The sequence below is a fragment of the Bradyrhizobium sp. ORS 111 genome (assembly GCF_045571485.1).
GTDB lineage: Bacteria > Pseudomonadota > Alphaproteobacteria > Rhizobiales > Xanthobacteraceae > Bradyrhizobium.
Genome location: NZ_CP120701.1, coordinates 1,692,518 through 1,711,155, shown reverse-complemented (window position 1 = coordinate 1,711,155; position 18,638 = coordinate 1,692,518). Strand labels below are relative to the sequence as shown.

At 65.8% G+C, this 18,638-nt stretch carries 12 protein-coding genes; 6 read left to right on the top strand and 6 right to left on the bottom strand.

The features are described from left to right. The first annotated feature begins 292 nt into the window (after positions 1–292). Both P6U30_RS07920 and P6U30_RS07915 read left to right on the top strand, forming a co-directional pair. Entirely contained in the window at positions 293–2,029 is a 1,737-nt protein-coding gene (locus P6U30_RS07920) for an ABC transporter permease (protein WP_407168857.1), read from the top strand. Positions 2,030–2,044: 15 nt separating this feature from the next. Beyond that, a complete protein-coding gene (locus P6U30_RS07915; protein WP_407168856.1) occupies positions 2,045–3,367 on the top strand; it encodes an AAA-associated domain-containing protein in 1,323 nt (440 codons plus the stop codon). 3 nt (positions 3,368–3,370) lie between these two features. Here P6U30_RS07915 and P6U30_RS07910 read toward each other — a convergent pair whose 3' ends face one another. The 3 genes from P6U30_RS07910 to P6U30_RS07900 are packed head-to-tail and all read right to left on the bottom strand — an operon-like array spanning position 3,371 to position 6,230. Next, on the bottom strand, positions 3,371–4,495 hold the full coding sequence (locus P6U30_RS07910; protein ID WP_407168855.1) for an ABC transporter permease: 1,125 nt from the start codon (positions 4,493–4,495) through the stop codon (positions 3,371–3,373). Next, on the bottom strand, positions 4,492–5,397 hold the full coding sequence (locus P6U30_RS07905; RefSeq protein ID WP_407168854.1) for an ABC transporter ATP-binding protein: 906 nt from the start codon (positions 5,395–5,397) through the stop codon (positions 4,492–4,494). Before P6U30_RS07905 ends, P6U30_RS07910 begins: the two co-directional genes overlap by 4 nt. Continuing rightward, the gene (locus tag P6U30_RS07900; protein ID WP_407168853.1) at positions 5,394–6,230 is read right to left on the bottom strand and encodes an HlyD family secretion protein; all 837 of its coding nucleotides are present in this window, start codon (positions 6,228–6,230) and stop codon (positions 5,394–5,396) included. The genes P6U30_RS07905 and P6U30_RS07900 overlap by 4 nt, the downstream gene beginning before the upstream one ends. 341 nt (positions 6,231–6,571) lie before the next feature. On the opposite strand from P6U30_RS07900, the gene P6U30_RS07895 reads away from it, so the two are divergent. Then, positions 6,572–7,240, top strand: a complete 669-nt coding sequence (locus P6U30_RS07895) for a TetR/AcrR family transcriptional regulator (RefSeq protein ID WP_407168852.1) — start codon at positions 6,572–6,574, stop codon at positions 7,238–7,240. Between the two features lie 292 nt (positions 7,241–7,532). On the opposite strand, the gene P6U30_RS07890 is transcribed toward P6U30_RS07895, so the two are convergent. The 3 genes from P6U30_RS07890 to P6U30_RS07880 form a co-directional block, all read right to left on the bottom strand. Continuing rightward, positions 7,533–11,876: a translocation/assembly module TamB domain-containing protein gene (locus P6U30_RS07890; protein ID WP_407168851.1), complete on the bottom strand. Its 4,344-nt coding sequence runs from the start codon at positions 11,874–11,876 to the stop codon at positions 7,533–7,535. Next, entirely contained in the window at positions 11,876–13,906 is a 2,031-nt protein-coding gene (locus P6U30_RS07885; protein ID WP_407168850.1) for an autotransporter assembly complex protein TamA, read from the bottom strand. Before P6U30_RS07885 ends, P6U30_RS07890 begins: the two co-directional genes overlap by 1 nt. A gap of 261 nt (positions 13,907–14,167) precedes the next feature. After that, a complete protein-coding gene (locus P6U30_RS07880; protein WP_407168849.1) occupies positions 14,168–15,106 on the bottom strand; it encodes a LysR substrate-binding domain-containing protein in 939 nt (312 codons plus the stop codon). A gap of 249 nt (positions 15,107–15,355) precedes the next feature. On the opposite strand from P6U30_RS07880, the gene P6U30_RS07875 reads away from it, so the two are divergent. From P6U30_RS07875 to P6U30_RS07865, 3 genes are all read left to right on the top strand, one after another. Continuing rightward, positions 15,356–16,684, top strand: coding sequence for an MFS transporter (locus P6U30_RS07875; RefSeq protein WP_407168848.1), 1,329 nt, complete (start codon positions 15,356–15,358; stop codon positions 16,682–16,684). A gap of 16 nt (positions 16,685–16,700) precedes the next feature. Further along, positions 16,701–17,726 carry an amidohydrolase family protein gene (locus P6U30_RS07870; protein ID WP_407168847.1) on the top strand — a complete coding sequence of 342 codons (1,026 nt, stop codon included), beginning with the start codon at positions 16,701–16,703 and terminating at the stop codon, positions 17,724–17,726. Between the two features lie 179 nt (positions 17,727–17,905). Further along, a complete protein-coding gene (locus tag P6U30_RS07865) occupies positions 17,906–18,580 on the top strand; it encodes an RraA family protein (protein ID WP_407168846.1) in 675 nt (224 codons plus the stop codon). The last annotated feature ends 58 nt before the right edge of the window (positions 18,581–18,638 follow it).

Here is an 18,638-nt window from a genome sequence, read left to right as displayed (position 1 = left end):
ACAGACGGCGGCGATTGCCTCTCGGTCAGGTGGGTCAGGCAAAAGCGCTTCCGTGATGCACCCCTTCCAGCCGGCGTAGCGCGAACGCTGTGGCGAAGACTCCAGCTCGTACCGCGGCGACGCGGATGCATGGTGCCGGCGATGTCATGCACGGGACCGGGCTTCCGAAAGAGCCTATGACTCTCATCTTCCGACTACCCGATTGTCGTAAATCCTGCCTATAAGCCGACCGGGGCCGGTTCCGACCTGTCGGGCCGCATGCATGCCGAATCCTGCCCCCGAAGGTGGCCTTATGACGTTTCAGGACATGCGATCAGCCGTATGGGGGCCTGTCTCCTTGCGGCCCAATTTTTGGGACTTGGCGGCGTTGCTGCTCCTGGTCGGCGCGATGGTGCTCGTCGTCTATGGCGGCGAGCAGACCACCGTGCCGTTGTCCGAGCTCGAGCGCGTTCCGGTGTCGCTCGATCCGGCCAACCTGCCGTATTACGCGCTCCGGACGACGATGCGGATGCTGCTGGCGATCGTCTGCTCGACGATCTTCACGTTCATCTACGCCACCGTCGCGGCCAAGAGCCGGCGCGCCGAGATGGTGCTGATCCCGATGCTCGATATCCTGCAGTCGGTGCCGATCCTTGGCTTCCTCACCTTCACCGTCGTGTTCTTCATGAACCTGTTTCCCGGCCGCGTGCTGGGCGCCGAGTTCGCCTGCGTGTTCGCGATCTTCACAAGCCAGGCCTGGAACATGACCTTCAGCATGTATCAGTCGCTGCGCAACGTGCCGAAGGACCTGGAGGACGCGACCGAGAGCTTCCATCTCTCGGGCTGGCAGCGGTTCTGGCGGCTGGACGTTCCGTTCGCGATGCCCGGCCTGATCTGGAACGCGATGATGTCGATGTCCGGCGGCTGGTTCTTCGTTGTGGCGTCCGAGGCGATCACCGTCGGCAACACGACGGTCACCCTCCCCGGCGTCGGCTCCTATGTCGCAACCGCGATCGAGCAGAAGAACCTGCCCGCCATCGGTTATGCACTGTTGACGATGCTGATCATCATCATTGCCTACGACCAACTGCTGTTCCGCCCGATCGTCGCCTGGGCCGACAAATTCCGTTTCGAGCAGATCGCCTCCGGCGAAGGCCCGACGTCATGGATGCTCGATCTCTTCAGGCGAACGCGTGCGCTGCGCACCTTGACCTATCCGCTCGCCGTAGCGAACAAGTCGATCTCGACGATGCGCGTCACCTGGCTGCCCGTGCTGCAGGCTGGCGGCAAGCGCAGCCAACCCTCGCGTGTGGTCGACGGCATCTGGATTGCAGTGATCGTCAGTGCGGCCGGCTATGCGGCCTGGCTGGCGTATCGATATCTCTCCGCGTCGCTCGGACTGTCGGACGTAGTCGATGCCGTGGGATACGGATTGATCACGCTCGTGCGCGTGATCGTGCTGATCGCGCTGGCGTCGCTGATCTGGGTGCCGGTGGGCGTCTGGATCGGGCTGCGGCCAAAGCTTGCGGAACGGATGCAGCCGCTCGCGCAATTTCTCGCCGCCTTTCCGGCCAACCTTGCCTTCCCCGTGTTCGTCGTGCTGATCGTCCGCTTCCACCTCGATCCGAATGTGTGGCTGAGCCCGCTGATGATCCTGGGCACTCAGTGGTACATCCTGTTCAACGTGATCGCAGGCGCCGCCGCCTTCCCGACCGACCTGCGCGAGGCGGCCAGCAGCTTTCACCTCGGGGGATGGCGATGGTGGATGAAGGTCGTGCTGCCCGGCATCTTTCCCTACTACGTCACCGGTGCGATCACTGCATCCGGCGGATCGTGGAACGCCTCGATCGTCGCCGAGGTCGCGAGCTGGGGCAACACCCATCTCGTCGCCACCGGCCTCGGCGCCTATATCGCGCACGCGACCGAGGCCGGCGATTTTCCCAGGGTCGTGCTCGGCATCGTCGTGATGTGCGTCCTGGTCACGTTGTTTAACCGCCTGTTGTGGCGGCCGCTCTATGCCTTTGGCGAGCGCCGCCTTCGGCTCGGCTGATCGAGAGGAATCCTGATGCTCGACCAAACCAAGCAGACCGCCCTGATCGACATCAGCGGCGTTTCCCGCTCGTTCCCGAAAGGAAGCGGCGAGCAATTGCTGGTGCTCGAAAAGGTCGACCTCACCATCCAGGCCGGCGAGATCGTCGGCCTGCTCGGCCGTTCCGGATCGGGCAAGTCGACCTTGCTGCGCATCATCGCGGGGCTCGTCGCGCCGTCATCGGGCAATGCGACTTGCCGGGGCGAGGCGATCGCCGGCCCGCCGAACGGCGTCGCCATGGTGTTCCAGTCGTTCGCGCTGTTCCCCTGGCTGACCGTGCTGCAGAACGTCGAGCTCGGCCTGGAGGCGCTCGGCGTCGACGCCAACGAACGGCGCACCCGCGCGCTCGCCGCGATCGACCTGATCGGACTCGACGGCTTTGAATCCGCCTACCCCAAGGAGTTGTCCGGCGGCATGCGCCAGCGCGTCGGATTCGCACGGGCGCTGGTCGTGCATCCCGATCTCCTGCTGATGGACGAGCCGTTCTCGGCGCTCGACGTGCTCACCGCCGAGACGCTGCGCACCGATCTGATCGACCTCTGGATTGAGGGCCGGCTGCCGATCAAGTCGGTGCTGATGGTGACGCACAACATCGAGGAGGCCGTGCTGATGTGCGACCGCGTCCTGGTGTTCTCGTCGAATCCCGGACGTGTCGCCGCCGAGTTCAAGATCGACCTCAAGCATCCGCGCAACCGGCTGGATCCGACGTTCCGCCAGCTCGTCGAGCAACTCTATGCCCGCATGACGCAGCGCGAGGAGCCCAAGACGCCGTCGCTCGAGGGCGTTCCCGGCGGCGGCGTCGGCATGGTGCTCGACCACGTTTCGTCCAACGAGCTGTCCGGCCTGATCGAGACGCTGGCCGGACCGCCCTATGGCGGGCATGCCGACCTCCCCGTGCTGGCGAGCCAGCTTCAGCTCGAGACCGATGAGATCCTGCATCTCGGCGAAACCCTGCAACTGCTGCACTTCGCCCATCTGAGCGAGGGCGATCTGGTGCTCACGGACGCGGGCGTGCGTTTCGCCCATCTCGATACCGACGCCCGTAAGAAGCTGTTCGCCGAGCACCTCGTCAGCTACGTCCCGGTCTTCGGCCTGATCAAGCGCGTGCTCGACGAACGGCCCTCGCACATGGCGCCCGCCGCGCGTTTCCGCAACGAGCTCGAGGACTACATGTCCGAGGACTATGCGGACGAAACGCTCAAGACCATCGTGTCGTGGGGCCGCTACGCCGAGCTGTTCGCCTATGACGAGCAGTCCGAGACGTTCAGCCTCGAAAATCCCGGACAGGACGGCGCCTGAGCGCTATTCGAGCGTCTCCCGGTAGAACCAGATGGCGACGCAGATCACCAGCAAGGTGAACAACACGATCGGCCACAGGTCCGGCATGATCGCGGCGGCGCCGTTGCCCTTCAGCAGCACGGCCCGCACGATCCGGATCGCGTGGGTGGTCGGAAACAGTTCGCCGAGCCACCTCGCCCAGACCGGCATGCCCTGGAACGGAAACATGAAGCCGGACAGCATGAAGGATGGCAGCAGCATGAACTGCGCGAGCTGTTGCGCCTGGATCTGATTGGCCGAGATCGTGGAGAAGGTCAGCCCGAGCGCCAGATTGCTGGCGATGAAAAGGCCGAGCGCCAGCATCAAGAGCGGTACGGAGCCGCGGACCGGGAGCCCGAACACCAGCGCCGACGTCGCCAGAATCAGGACGACCTGGAAGTAGCCGATCGCGACATAAGGCACGATCTTGGCGAGCATGATCTCGATCGGCCGCAGCGGCATCGCCATCAGGTTCTCCATGGTGCCGCGTTCCCGCTCGCGCGTGATCGAGAGCGTGGTGATCAGCAATGTCGACATCGTCAACACGATGCAGATCAGGCCGGGCACGATGTTCAGCACGGTGAGTTGCTCGGGATTGTAGCGCGCGTGGATGACGAACTGAAACGGCGTGATCGCCGGCTGCGCCTGGCGGATGACCGGTAGGTCGCGATTGAGACTGTTGACGACAGAGCCAAGCGCCGCCGTCGCATTGCCGATCGCGGTCGGGTCGGTCGCGTCGGCATCGACCAGCACCGTGGGTGTCTCGCCGCGATCGACCGAGCGGTCGAAGTTCGGAGGGATATTGACCACGAACAAAGCCTGGCCGTTGGCGATCGCCCGCTCCGCCTCGGCCTCCGATGCGTAGGTCCTCACGTCGTAGTAGCCGGTATTCTGCAGTGCCGTGACGATCGTGCGCTCGTATTTGGAGGGCTCGCCGAGCAGCAATCCGGTCGGCAGATGCTTCGGATTGGAGTTGATCGCATAGCCGAACAGGAAGAGCTGCATGATCGGCAGCGCGATGATCAGGCGGAGCGTCATCGGATCCCTGCGCACCTGGATCCACTCCTTGCGCAACAGCGCATGGAGCCTTCTGAAGGAGAAGCGGCTCATTGTGCCTCCTCCCTTGCAGCGAGTTGATGAATGAAGACGTCCTCGAGGCGCGGCTCCGCCTCTTGCCATGCGCAGGCCGGCGCCAGCGCGATCGCCGCCTCGAGCCGCGCGCGGTCGGTGCCCGCGACCCGCAACGCATGCCCGAATACGGCGGCCGCCTCGACGCCCGGCAAATGGCGCAGGCGCCGCGCCGCATCGTCGATCGCGTTGCCCGTGGCCTCATAGACCAGCAAGCCCGCGCGACGAACGACTTCATCGGGCGTGCCCTGGACGACGATACGGCCGTCCGCCATGTAGACGATCCGGTTGCAACGCTCGGCCTCGTAGTGCGTGGTCACGAGCACGGTCAGCCCTTCGCCAGCCATGTCGTGGATCAGGTCCCAGAACTCGCGCCGCGCCTGCGCGTCGACGCCCGCGGTCGGCTCGTCGAGCAGCAACAGTTTCGGACGATGCAGAACACAGGCGGCGAGCGCCAGCCGCTGCTTCCAGCCGCCGGAGAGATGTCCCGCGAGCTGCGTCTCGTAGCGCCCGAGGCTCATCCGCGCGATGATGTCCCGCACTGCCGCATCCGCATCGTCCATCTCGTAGACGCCGGCCACCAGCTCGAGATTTTCCCGCACGGTAAGGTCTTCGTAGTAGCTGAACCGCTGCGTCATATAACCGGTCTGGCGCCGGATCGCCGGGCCTTGGCTGAGGATATCCAGGCCGAGGCAGATGCCTGTGCCGCCGTCGGGCACCAGGAGGCCACAGAGCATGCGGATGGTCGTGGTCTTGCCGCTGCCGTTCGCGCCGAGGAAGCCGCAGATCTCACCGCGCGACACCTGCAGGTTCAGCCCGTTGACGACGCGCCGCTCGCCGAACGTCTTCTGCAGATCATGCACGTCGATGACATGACCGGTCATGGCTTCGCCCCGGAGGGCTCAACCGTCACCGGCTGGCCCGGATTGAAGAGCGCAGCCTGCGCCGGCGGCGGCCGCGCCTCGACCAGATAGACCAGCTTGGCGCGGCTCTCCTCGCTGTAGATCACCGGCGGGGTGTATTCGGCCTGCGGCGAGACGAACGAGATCGTCGCGGTGATGTCGCGGTGGCAGCGATCGCAGTGGATTACGACCGTATCGCCGGTATGGACACGGGCAAGATCCGCCTCCGGCACAAAGAAGCGCACGAAGATGTTGCTCGGAGGCAATAGCGACACGACCGGCGTTCCGGCCGCGACGGTCTCGCCGGGCCGCGCCAGCACGTCGACCACGCGGGCATCGACCGGAGACGCCGCGCGCCGCTGCGAGAGCCGCCAATCGGCCATGGCGAGCGCGGCCTTCGCGGCATCGACGGCCGCTTGCTGCGCCTGGATCTCACCCTGGCGGCCGGTCGGCGCGCGCATCTGGGTGAGCATCGCCTGCATCGCCGAGACCTTTGCGGTCGCGGAGCGAAAATCCGCGCGCCGCTGATCGAGGGTCTGGCTGGTGACCGCGCCGCTCTGGATCAAGGCTTCGGCGCGATCGAGATCGAACTTGGCGCGCTGGACCGTCGCCTGGGCATCGGCAAGGTTGGCCTCCGCCTGTTCGATTTCCGTCGGCTTGGCCGCAGCCTCGAGATTGGCGAGCTGGTCGCGAGCCTGCTGAAGCTGACGCGCGGCCTGATCGCGCGCGGCGCGGTCCGCGCCCTCGTCCTGAACGAACAGCGGCGTGCCGACCTCGACCCTGCTGCCGCGCGCCACGGTCACGGCGGTGAGCAAGCCCTGCTGGGTCGGGGCGACCTTTACATAGTCGGCCTCCGCGTAGCCCTGCCAAGCCGCCCGCTCCGACGCGCGCCAGGACCATCACACGCCGCCGGCCATCGCCGACGCGATCAGCACGCCGAGAATGATGAGGAATCGCCGGGTCATGATGGCACCACTAAATGCAACGCAACGATGCTGTTGCATTATGCCGGAAGTTATGTAAGGTCAATCCGGCCGTGGCGCGTTTCGAGCGAAACTGCGGCCCGGTCGGATCAGCTTCCCGTGATGAAGACGGGTCAGGACATGGCGATTAGGGCATGATGCGGTTGAGCAACATCGCGCCCTGGGAGAATCGAGTGACGGAAACCGTCGAATTCAGACGTGGTCCTGGCGGACGGCCGAGCCGCGAGGAGGCCGAGCGGCGGCGCGGCGTGCTGCTACAGACCGCGATGCGGCTGTTTCTCGAGCGCGGCTTCGAAGCGGTGTCGGTCGAGGAGATCGCGCGGCAGTCCGGGGTGGCCAAGCGCTTCATCTACGCCCGCTACGTCGACAAGTCCGAGCTTTTCGTGGCCGCGATCGAGTACAACTTTCTCGACCGGCTCGATGTGCTGCGCTCGCTTGCGCCCTCACCCCGCGGTCCCGAGCACGGACTGTATGAACTCGGCCGCGTTCTGATCGACATTTCGCTGCAACCCGACGTGGTCGCGCTGCGGCGCCTGATGTTCGCGGTCGCCCCGCAATTTCCCGAGATCATGAAGCGCCTGACCGAGCGAAACCGGGAGCGCGGACTTCATCAGGTCGAGCACATCCTGACCTTCTATGCGGATCGCGGAGACATCGAGTTTCCGAAGTCTCAATTGCGTCTGGTGGCCGAGCAGTTCTTCAACTGCGTCGCCGGAATTCCGCAGCGCCTCGCCCTGCTTGAAATGACCGAGCCGCCCGCCGAACAGGACCGGCGTCTGCGCCTTGCGGTCCGTCTATTCGTGCGAGGCGTGCGGCCCGAAGCCAAACGACGCGGCGACTAGAGTGTGATCGGATTGGATTGATCTGGAACAGTAGCGGAGGTCACCTCTCCATTGGGAGAGGTCGATTTGCGCAGCAAATCGGGTGAGGGTTACGGTCTATCGAGAGCGCAAAGGCCCTCACCCGGATTGCATCTGACGATGCAATCCGACCTCTCCCCGACGGGGAGAGGTCGACCCAAGCCCCCGCGATTCGATCCAACCTAACCCCATCACGCCTTAGACCACGATTGGCGGGAATCGTTCGTTCGGTCGTCGCAGATCGCATCAAAGCGATCGCAGAATCATTCTCGCGTTACCATTCGTACCGCGTTCCAATACCAACGGATGTCGAGCCTTTCGCGTCGACATCCGATTCGACGCGGATGTGGCGCGTGACGTCCACATTGGCCGACACGCCGGACTGGCTGGCGCTCGCGCCGGTCCGCACGCCCACGCTCAGCCTGTCGCCGATCGCGCGTGACGCGCCGACCATTGGACCGCCTGCCCCGGCGCCCACATCCAGGCTGTCGACGCCGAGCGAGCGACGCAGACGGTCCATCGTCCCTTCGCCGCCGCTCGCGAACTGCGCTGCCACCTGCGCGAGTTGCAGCGCCTGCGACGTCGTCAGGCTGCCCGACGCCTTCTGGAACAGGATGCGCGACAGGATCTCATCCTGCGGCAATTCCGGCTGCGATGTGAAAGCGAAGACCGGCGCGGCGGCAGGCCCGGAGATGCCGACCTGCGCGGTGATGTCGGAGGCCTGTATCTCCGCCGCAAAGTCGAGCTCGGGGGCAAGGTCGCCGTTGAAGGAGAGATTGCCCTTGGTGAAGGTCAACGTCTTTCCGAGTACTGCCAGCTTGCCTTGGTAGAGGGAGAAGGCGCCTTTCGGCACTGGAGCGTTGGTCGTGCCGCCCACATGAACGGAGCCGCCAACCTCCGCGTTGACCCCACGGCCGTGAATGAAGACGTGGTTCGGCGCCGAGACCGAAACATCGAGCGCGGCATTGAACAGCGCTGCGCGCCCCTTGCTGCCTTTCGAGGCCTCGGCCTTGCGCACCGCGGCAAGACGCGCAGCCGCCTGACCCGAAGCGTTGACGTGGTTGATACCGTCGATCGGTTTCAGCGTCGACGGCAGGCGGTCGGGGATATCGACGCTGACATGGGTCAGGTCGATCCGGCCAGTGACCCGCGGATCGCGCGCCAGAGCGCCGCTGACGTCGATCGCAAGATTGGCCTGCGCGGTGGCGAGCGCACTGGCCGCCAGCGTCGCCTGCTGTCCGCGGATCGAGATCGTGCCCGGGAAGCCCTCATCGGGGGCAACCCGCACCTGCCCGGAGCCGGACAATGTGCCGCCGTTGGGCGTCGCCGCGGCGAGGCGCTCGACGACGATGCGGTCGCCTTCTGCTGTCACCTTCGCTTCAATGTTGTCGAAGCGGGTGCCGAGCAGGCTGTCGCGGAAGCCGCCTCCGCTCAAGGTAGCGGCGCCGCCGATCTGAGGTTTGGCGCGCGTGCCGGCCACGCGGGCATCGAGCACGACGGTTCCGGACACCGTGCGGCCGGACGCTGACAATGCGGCGTTGGCGACTGCGGCATCAAGACGGCCCTTCGCGGTCAACGCGATCGGCGCGCCGGCATCGAGCGGCGCCGTGCCGGAGGCCGTGATCGAGCCGGCTTTTCCCGCGGCGATCGTAGCGGCGAGGCTCGCATGGCTTCCCTCAAGGCGGCCCTCTGCCGCAAGGTCGATCGGCGGCAGGCCGGCGCTGCGGCCCTGCGGCGCGGTCAGTTGCTTGACGGACACCTTGTACTGGCCCGTCGGGGCGCTCGTGGAGCCGGCGATCGTCGCCGAGGCGTCGAGCGTTCCGGCAAGCCCCAGGCCCGGCATCACGACATCGGCCTCGCCGAGCGGGATTGCGCTCGCGACGGCTTTGACGCTGAGCGCCTTGCCCACGCTGCCGTCAGCCATGAAGCGGCCGTTGCCGACACCGAGCGCCAAATGCTCGATCAGTACGCTTCCGTCGTCGAGCGTGAAGCGCGCCGGTCCCTGCAACGCGATCGCCCTGGCGCCGCGTCGCGCGGAGAACCGGTTGAGATCGAACCACGTGCGATCCTGGGCCGTCAGCACGCCTCCGGCATCGAGATCGAAGCCGGCGGCCTTGGCCGACAGGCCGATGGTGCTCGTGCTGGCGCTTCCCCGCGCGGTCAGGGTGGCGCTCGTGACGGTCTGGCCGGCAACCTCGACGCCGGTGACCTTGGCATCCGCATTGAGCCGCGGATGGCGGTAGAGATCGGCCGCATCGGCGCGCAGATCGAAACTGCGGATCGCGGCACCGGCGGCGCGGACTGCCGCACCCTTGCCGGCGAGGCGGACGGATTGCTGGTCGTCCTCGACGGATGCGGCGAGATCGAGCGACGCCGAGCCGGCGAGGTCGATCAAGGCGAGCGGCGAAAGGTCGGCGAGCGAGCCGGCGGCGAAGCGAAGCTGCCCGCGCGCGAGCCGTTGCGCATCGATCGTCCCGGCCCCCTTCAAGGAGACCGAGCCGATCGCGATGTCGATGGTCTTGGCGTCCCACCCGGCGAAAGCCGAAGCAGACGTGTCGCCCGATTGGCGACTGGCTTGCACGACCCCACGCGCGGACTTGCCGTCGATCATACCGTCGAGCCTGGCGTCGACAACGCAGGGTCCCTTGACATCACTGATGGTCGCCGCGAGTTGCAGATGCGGAATGGGGCGCCGCATCGCGGTGGCGCGACCCAGCGAGGCCGCAAACGACACGCCGGGATGAGCAAGCCCTCCGGTCAGACTGGCGTCGACCGCGCCCGCACCTGTGAGACGCGCATCCGCCGCGGCAAGATCAGGCAGATTGACATGCGCCGACAGGTCGCTCGTTTCGCGGGTCACCGTTCCCTTGGCGCGGACCGCAACATGGGCGCCGTCGAGCGAGACGTCGCGGACGGTGTAGGTATCGCTGCCGCTATCCGCACTGACATCGGCCGCGAGCGTGACGCGCGGTCCTGCGAGCCCATCCAGCGCTGCGAGACCGGTCGCGATCCCCTCGCCGGTGCCGGACAATTTGGCGTCGACGCGGCCATGCTCGCGGTCGGCGTCGAGATCGAGGCCGAGTGCCACCGCGCCCTTGAGTTTCAACCCGGCGAGATCGCCGAAGCGGGCGAGATCAGGCATCGTTCCGGTGGCACGGCCGTGCAGCCGGTCGGGGCTGACATCGCCGCTATAGGTGGCCTGGACCGTCGATGTGCCGACCTCGAGCCGCTCGATCGTGGCATGGCCGCCCAGATCGGTGCTGCCGTGGAGCACGAGCGATGCGGTCCTGCCGATCGCTGCTGCGAGGCCAGGGTCACGCGGCACGATGCCGGAGGCGCGCAAATTCGCGTCCACCACGATATGCGTTGCGGGGTCGGAGGGCTCCGCGCGAGGCATCGCCGTGAGCGAGGCATCGAGCGAGTCGAGATCGCCATCCGGCAAGCGGGCGCCTGCCAGCGCGAGCTTGGCCGTGAGTGTCGGAGCCTTGATCGGCCCGTTGACCCTGCTGTCGAACACCAGGCTGCGGATCGAGCCCTGGTCCGTCTCGGTGACGTCGCCATTGCTTGGCAGGGCACGGATCGAGGCCGAGAAATCCATCACTCTGTCGGCGCCGAGCAGCCCCTTCACATCGAGCCGCGCCAGGCGGCTCGTGAGCGTCAATCCGTCCAGCCCGACGCTACCGTCGTCGCCGAAGTGCGTGGTGCTGTCGAGATTGGTCTCGCCTGCAAAGATCGGCGCAGCAACTGACGGCAGCAGCGGCCCGAGATGGCTCGAGAGGCGGGTTGCAAGCACGCGGCCCGCCCCGTTGCGGTCGAGCGTGATGGCGCCGGCGGCGTCGATCGTCGGTCCAGCCTGAAACTTCAAGGTGCCGCGGAAGGCATCGAGCGTGCCCTTGCCGCCAAGCGCGAAGGTGACCGGCGGCTCACCCGGCAAATGACCGATCTTGGACATCAGTCCATGAGCGGGCTCGTCGAGCGTGACGTCGAGGGTCAATGCGTTGCCCTGCGGCACAAAGGCGAGCGCAGCCTTGAAGCGGCCGGGGAAATCGGTGCGCGTCGCGTCGAGATTGAAAACGAGACCCTCCGAGGGCGAGCCCAATTCGGTGTTGCCGGTCGCCTTGACGCTCAGGGCCTCGCCGAGAATGGGCTGGCCCAGCACCAGAGCATGCAGGTCGAACGCCTTCACCTGCACTTTCACCGGGAGCTCGGGCAGGATCGGTTGGTCGGACGCCGCGGCCGGCTGGTCCGACGGCAGCGGCTTTCGCTTGATGTCGAGCGCGCCGATCTCGAGCCGATCGATCTCCAGCCGGCCCGCCAGCAGCGCGCTGCGCCGCCAGACGAGACGGGCCTTGTCGAGTGTCAGCCAAGCCCCGTCCTTATCGGTGACGCTGACGTCGCGCACCGTTGCGTCCGACGACAGGATGCCATCGACGGCACCGATATGAACCTGGGTCGCGGGCGTCGAGAGCGCGCGCGAGACGAGGCTCGCGAGCATGTCCTGCTGGTTCTCGCCGGCTCTGCCGGTCATTCCGTAGAAGCCGATACCGAGCACCGTGACGCAGACGAGCCCGAGCGCCGCAATGGCGAAGCCGATGACAAGGGCCCGTCGCGCGCGCATCAGAAGGCCTGCCCGATGCTGACATAGATCGCGTAGCGGCTGTCGCCGGGCCGCGGATTCAGCGGCGTTGCGACATCGAGGCGGATCGGGCCGACCGGCGTGAGATAACGCAGGCCGAGTCCCGCCCCGTAGCCGACGTAATCACTGAAGCCCGGCAGCGACGAGCGGGACACCGAGCCGAAGTCAAGGAACGGCACCAGGCCGATGGTGGGCGTGATCCTCACGCGCACTTCGGCAGAGCCCTCGATCAGGCTGCTGCCGCCGGTGATCTGACCGAACATCATCGGCGAGATGGTGTTGAAACCGTAGCCGCGCACGGATCCACCGCCACCCGCGAAGAAGCGATGCGAGTCCGGAATGTCGGCCAAAGGCGCGCCCCCGAGCGAGCCTGCGGCCAGCCGACCCGCCAGCACGTAGTCGGCCTGCTCATCGAGCGCGTAATAGGCCGACCCCGAGACGCGACCCTCGAACAGATTGATCGTCGAGCCCATCAGCTTCGGATAGGCGTTGACGGTCGCGGCAAGGCGCACACCGCGCGTCGGATCGAGCGGATTGTCCGTCGTGTCGTAGCGGCCGGTGGCGGTGAAGCCGACGAGCGTCGCATCGACCCGACCCAGCACGTCCTGCGATTTCGATTGCTCGACCTGAAGACCGCCTTGCAGCGAGGCCGTCTCCGAAAAGCGGTGGACCACCCCCATGGTGCCGCGCACGGTATCGTCGGTGTAGCCGCCGAGCTCGTTGTTGCCGACGCGCTCGCGGAAGGCGGTGGCTTCGATCAGAAGATCGTTGGGGGTGCCGAACAGGCCTGGCTTGATGAAAGTCCCCGTGAATCGCGCACCGAAATCCGACGCGCGAAGATTGCTGATGCCGTTGAAGGACGTTCCATCGACGCGCTGCAAGAGGGAGGCGGACGCCTCGAGCCGCAGCCGCTCGCCGCCGCCGAATATGTTCCGATCCTCGTAGTAGCCCGCAATGCCAGGACCATCGACCGTCGAATATTTCGCCGACAGACCCACCGCATGCCGGGGTCGTTCGGTTACATCGATGAAAACCGGCAGGTTGCCGTTGGCATCGAGCCTGTCGGCCTCGCGGACGCGAATCCCGCCGATCGCCGGGATCTTGGCGATCGAGGTTTTGGTCAATGCCAGCCGTTCGGGAGAATATGGCTCGCCTTCCCTGAGATAAACATGGCTCGCGACTACCCGCGGGTCGACGGCCCCGTCACCCGAGATGGTGACGGCGCCGATGCCGGCCTTGGGGCCCGCATCGACCCGCAGGCGAAGGTCCATCGCGGCCGCGGCGTGATCCACCGTTGCCTTGACGTCCGCGATTTTCGCCAGCGGATGTCCGTTGCTGCGAAACCAATCGATGAGCTTGAGCTGCGCGGCGCGCAGGTCGGCCGACACGGCCGGATCGCCCGGCTTTAGTGCGAGAGCGCGGCGTGGCAACCCCTGTGGCGCTTGATCGCGCGGATAGTCGACATCGACCGCGCGCAGCTTGAACAGCGGACCGAGCCGCGCGGTGATCTTGATAGGAACAACGGTCCGGTTGCGCGAAGCCTCGGCCCGGCGCGCCGCTGCAGCGAAGCCGGTGTCGTCGAGCGGAGCGACAGGAACGCCATCGACGGCGACACTGACCTCGGCGTTGTAGCGGCCGAGACTCCAAAGCGAGTCGAGCAGCGGATTGATATCGGACTGAAGGCGGCGCGCAAGACCGTCGCTGTCCGGCGGCGGCTCCTGCCGAAGGCGATAGGTGGCGGAGGCGTCACGCAATGCCTGTTCGGCATCGCTATCCTCCTTGCCGTCGTCCGTCTTGGCCTCGATCACCAGGCGGTAGGACAGCGTCGTGGCGCTGACCGGCGGCGGATCGTCGGAGCCGAACAGGCCGAAGAAATCGAGCGCATGAGCCGATTCGCACAGCGACCAGGCCGCGAGCGCGATCGCCGCGCAGCCCGTCCCCAGGATGCGTCGCGTCGCAGAAAAATATCCTCGGCTTGCCTGCCCCAGCGAAGGAAGCAGACATCGTCGCACCACGAGCCGATTGATTGTCCCGCTCCCAACTCATCTGTCGACTCAACCCGAGCCCCACTCAGGCGCGGCGATCCCCTGTCTCCGCGTTCGACAGGCACCACACGGGAAGTTGATAGGCGTATCATGGATAAACTAGGGCAAGCGCAAGGGAACTCGCGCGATTTACCTTTGATTAAGTGAGAACCGCAGAGCGCAGTGTGCGGAATGTTCCACGCAAGATGTGGCGTCGCGCATCTGAAGCCGCGCTAGGCGTGGCGCAGATCAGCCCGCCACGGGAACGACGTCAGCCGCAGGCGGCAGCGCGCTCCGCGACGAAGCTTGCAGCGCGCATTCGACGAAGCGCCGCGGCAGCAGCGAGGCATTGCTGGTGCGCATCGCCACCAGCATGCGGCTCTCGGCGTCCGGCGTATCGAGCGGCCTCGCGACCACGTTTGCGACTCCAGCGTCCTGATAGCAGGACGGCAGGATCGACAGCCCGATGCCCGCTGCAACCAGGCTCAGCACGGTGCGGAGTTCATGCGCCTCCTGCACCACCCGTGGCGCAAAACCGGCCCGCCGGCACAGCATCGCCGACTGGTCGCACACACCGCAACCGCTGTCCGCCATTCCGACGAACTCATGCTCGGCGAGATCGGCGACCTTCAATCGGCCCTGCACGCCGGCCAGCGGATGATCGAGCGGCAGAAAGGCCATCAGCAGGTCGCGCCAGACGACGTGGACTTGCAGATCGGCCGCCGGCCTGAAATCAAGCGGCGGCCGCATGATCGCGACGTCGAGCTCGGCATCGGCGATAGCCTGAAGCTGCTTGGCGGTCGACATATTCCGCAGCTCGATCTTCACTCGCGGATAGTTGGAGCGAAAGCTGCGGAACAGCTCGGCGAACATGTCGAGCATCGGGACCGAGCCGATGAAGCCGACGCGAACCACGCCGGCCTCGCCCCGCGCCGCGCGACGCACGGTCTCCGACGCCAGATCGAGCTCACCGACGGCGCGCCGCGCATGCTCGAGCAGCAATTGCCCCGCCTGGGTCAATGCCACCGCGCGGCGCGTCCGCGCCAGCAGTTGCGTCCCGAGTTCGTCTTCCATCGCCTTGATCTGCGTGCTCAGCGGCGGCTGGCTGACATGCAGACGTTTCGCGGCGCGGCTGAAGGAGAGTTCTTCGGCCACCGCGATGAAGTAGCGAAGCTGCCGGTAGTCCATCGCTTATTCCGATTCCCTATAAGTGAGGGGTCAACAAGGTATTTGACCCCGCCGGGCCATTTCCCGATCTTGGCGCGAATTTACGGGGGTCTCCCAGCGGAGACACGGGAATTTGCGTCAAGATCGGATCAAGCGGCACTGCGCGCACCGCCGATCGGCCATGCGATCGCGCCGCAGCCGATTGGCGATCTCCCGGAAAACTGCGCGCGCCGGTCGCCGGCGACATCATAATAATAAGGGAGGAAGTCAATGGCCTATTCACCTGCAAGCGAGCTGGAGCGGCAAACCATCCGGCGCGTGTATTGGAGGCTGATCCCGATCCTGTTCGTGATGATGTTCTTCAACTATCTCGACCGCATCAATCTCGGCTATGCCGGGTTGACCATGAACAAGGATTTGGGCCTCAGCCCCGCGATCTTCGGCTTCGCGGCCAGCATCTTCTTCCTCGGCTACATGGTGCTCGAAGTTCCGAGCAATCTGATGCTGCACCTGCTCGGCGCCCGGATCTGGCTGGCGCGCATCCTGATCACCTGGGGCCTCGTCGCAACCCTGACCGCCTTCGTCTGGAATCCGCTCAGCCTCTACGTCATGCGGTTCGGCCTCGGCGTGGCGGAAGCCGGTTTCATGCCGGGCGTAGTGCTCTATCTCACCTACTGGTTTCCTCCGCGCTATCGCGCCCGTGCGGTTGCCGGATACATCATCGCAGGCTCGTTCTCGGCGGTGCTCGGCGGCCCGATCTCGACGAGCGTCATGACCTGGTTCGACGGGGCCGCCGGGCTGCACGGCTGGCAATGGATGTTCATCGCCGAAGGCGTCCCGACCATTCTTCTCGGCCTGTTCACGCTCTATTATCTGACCGACCGTCCCGCCAAGGCGAGCTGGCTCACTCGCGAGCAGGCCGACTGGTTGGAAGGTGAGCTCGCCGCCGAACGGGCCGAGATCGAGCAACAAGGACAGCACAGGTTGATCGACTGCGTCCTCGACATCAGGGTCTGGCTGCTCGCGACCTTGTTCGGCTGCGCGCTGGTCGGCATCTATGGCCTGCTGCTATGGCTGCCGCAGATCATCAAGGGCATGGGCAACCTCAGCAATATCGAGGTCGGCTTTCTCTCCGCGATCCCGCCGCTGCTCGGCGTCGTCGGCACCATCGTGGTGAGCCGCAGCTCGGACCGGACGGGCGACCGCAAGTTTCATCTCGCCGCGGTTTATTTGCTCGCCGCCATCGCGATGCTCGGCAGCGCCTATGTCCAGAGCCCGGTGCTCGCCTTCGTCTTCCTCTGCATCGCCGGCTTCAGCCTGAACGCCGGCAACCCGCTGTTCTGGAGCATCAATGCCTCGCTGCTGACGGGCGCCGCCGGCGCCGCGTCGATCGCGCTGGTCAATACGCTCGCGCAATTCGGCGGCCTGATCGGCCCCTGGTGCATCGGCCTGATCAAGGACTCCACCGGCAGCTTCTCATGGGCGCTGGTCGGGATCGCCGGCTTCCTGGTCATCGCCTCCGCGATCGCCGCCACCATGCGCGTCAAACCCCGCGAGGCGGAGCTGACGGCAGCGATCCCGTCATCCGTTGCGCACTGAAAGAGAGAGCAAGATCATGATCATCGATTGCCACGGCCACTACACCACCGAGCCGCCCAAGCTGCACGCCTTCCGCGACAAGCAGCTCGCCGGTCTCGCCGACAAGTCACGGCGCCCGCTCTCGACCAATCTCGGCATCACCGACGACGAGATCCGCGACAGCGTCGAGGGCGCGCAGCTTCGCCTGCAGAAGGAGCGCGGCACTGACGTCACGATCTTCTCGCCGCGCGCCGCCGGCATGGCTCATCACGTCGGCAAGGCTGCGACCAGCCTGGAATGGACCAAGATCTGCAACGACTTGGTGCATCGGGTCTGCACGCTGTTTCCGGACAACTTCGTCCCGGTCTGCCAGCTCCCGCAGAGCCCAGGCGTGCAGCCGAGCAACTGTATCGAGGAGCTGGAGCGTTGCGTCAACGAGCTCGGCTTCGTCGGCTGCAACCTCAATCCTGACCCGGCGGGCGGCTACTGGTGCGATCCGCCGCTGACCGATGAATGGTGGTTTCCACTCTACGAGAAGATGGTCGAGCTCGACGTGCCGGCGATGGTCCATGTCTCTTCGTCCTGCAACCCCTGCTTCCACGGTACCGGCGCGCATTACCTCAACGGCGACACCACCGCCTTCATGCAGTTCCTGACATCGTACCTGTTCAAGCGCTTCCCGACCCTGCGATTCATCATCCCGCATGGCGGCGGCGCGGTGCCTTATCACTGGGGCCGCTACCGCGGTCTGGCGCAGGACATGAAGCTGCCGCCACTGTCGGAGCATCTGCTGAAGAACGTTTACTTCGATACCTGCGTCTACCACCTCCCCGGCATCGAGCTGTTGACCAAGGTGATCCCGATCGAGAACATCCTGTTTGCGTCCGAGATGGTCGGCGCGGTGCGCGGCATCGATCCGGAGACCGGGCACCATTTCGACGACACCCGCCGCTATATTGACGCGCTGCCCCTGAGCGCGGAAGACAAGGCCAAGATATTCGAAGGCAACGCCCGCCGCGTCTACCCTCGCCTCAACGCCCATCTCGCACGTCGCGCGCAGTAGTGTCGCTGTGCGACCGGCACTCCATCCCCTCATCCTGAGGAGCCCGCAGGGCGTCTCGAAGGATGCAGGCCCCAGGCGGGGCCTCATGGTTCGAGACGCGCGTTCCGCGCTCCTCACCATGAGGGACTCATCGCAAAACAATTGACTTCAACGATCATCACAGACCCCGGAGAAAATCGATGGCCATAGGATTTGCAATTCACAAGGCGAAGCGAAAGGTATCGCCCGACCTGGTCACGCGCTTCCGCACGCTCCCGGTCGCCAATATCAGCGACAGCATGTCGCGGATCGCGGGCACCAACCGGTTGCGTCCGATGCATGCCGGCGGCTGGCTCGGCGGCCCCGCGCTGACCGTCAAGACGCGGCCCGGCGACAATCTGATGGTCCACAAGGCCATCGACCTCGCCCAGCCGGGCGACGTCATCGTCGTCGATGCCGGTGGCGTGCTGGTCAACGCCATCATCGGCGAGATCATGTCGACGATGGCCGAGAAGAAGGGCGTCGCCGGCTTCGTGATCGACGGTTCGATCCGCGATGCCGGCGCGATCCGCGCCGGATCGTTCCCGGTGTTTGCCGCCGGAGTCGCGCATCGCGGCCCCTACAAGGACGGCCCCGGCGAGATCAATTGCGCGATCTCGATCGACGGCATGATCGTCGAGCCCGGCGACCTCATCGTGGCCGACGACGATGGCGTGCTGTGCGTGCCGTATGACCAGGCCGAGGAGATCTGCAAGCTGACCGAGGCCAAGAAGGCGAGCGAGGAAAAGGCCATCCAGCAGATCCTGGCCGGCACCAGCGACCGCCGCTGGGTCGACGAGGCACTGCAGCGGCTTGGCTGCGAGTACAAGGACTGACCACCGGCCCGTCATGAGATCGAGAGCCGGTGCCGGAGGTCCACCTCTCCCTTGGGAG

Bases quoted from the DNA above. Each gene is read 5' to 3' on its own strand.
- P6U30_RS07920 (WP_407168857.1), top strand. From the start codon at position 293: ATGACGTTTCAGGACATGCGATCAGCCGTATGGGGGCCTGTCTCCTTG.
- P6U30_RS07915 (WP_407168856.1), top strand. From the start codon at position 2,045: ATGCTCGACCAAACCAAGCAGACCGCCCTGATCGACATCAGCGGCGTT.
- P6U30_RS07910 (WP_407168855.1), bottom strand. From the start codon at position 4,495: ATGAGCCGCTTCTCCTTCAGAAGGCTCCATGCGCTGTTGCGCAAGGAG.
- P6U30_RS07905 (WP_407168854.1), bottom strand. From the start codon at position 5,397: ATGACCGGTCATGTCATCGACGTGCATGATCTGCAGAAGACGTTCGGC.
- P6U30_RS07890 (WP_407168851.1), bottom strand. From the start codon at position 11,876: ATGCGCGCGCGACGGGCCCTTGTCATCGGCTTCGCCATTGCGGCGCTC.
- P6U30_RS07880 (WP_407168849.1), bottom strand. From the start codon at position 15,106: ATGGACTACCGGCAGCTTCGCTACTTCATCGCGGTGGCCGAAGAACTC.
- P6U30_RS07875 (WP_407168848.1), top strand. From the start codon at position 15,356: ATGGCCTATTCACCTGCAAGCGAGCTGGAGCGGCAAACCATCCGGCGC.
- P6U30_RS07870 (WP_407168847.1), top strand. From the start codon at position 16,701: ATGATCATCGATTGCCACGGCCACTACACCACCGAGCCGCCCAAGCTG.
- P6U30_RS07865 (WP_407168846.1), top strand. From the start codon at position 17,906: ATGGCCATAGGATTTGCAATTCACAAGGCGAAGCGAAAGGTATCGCCC.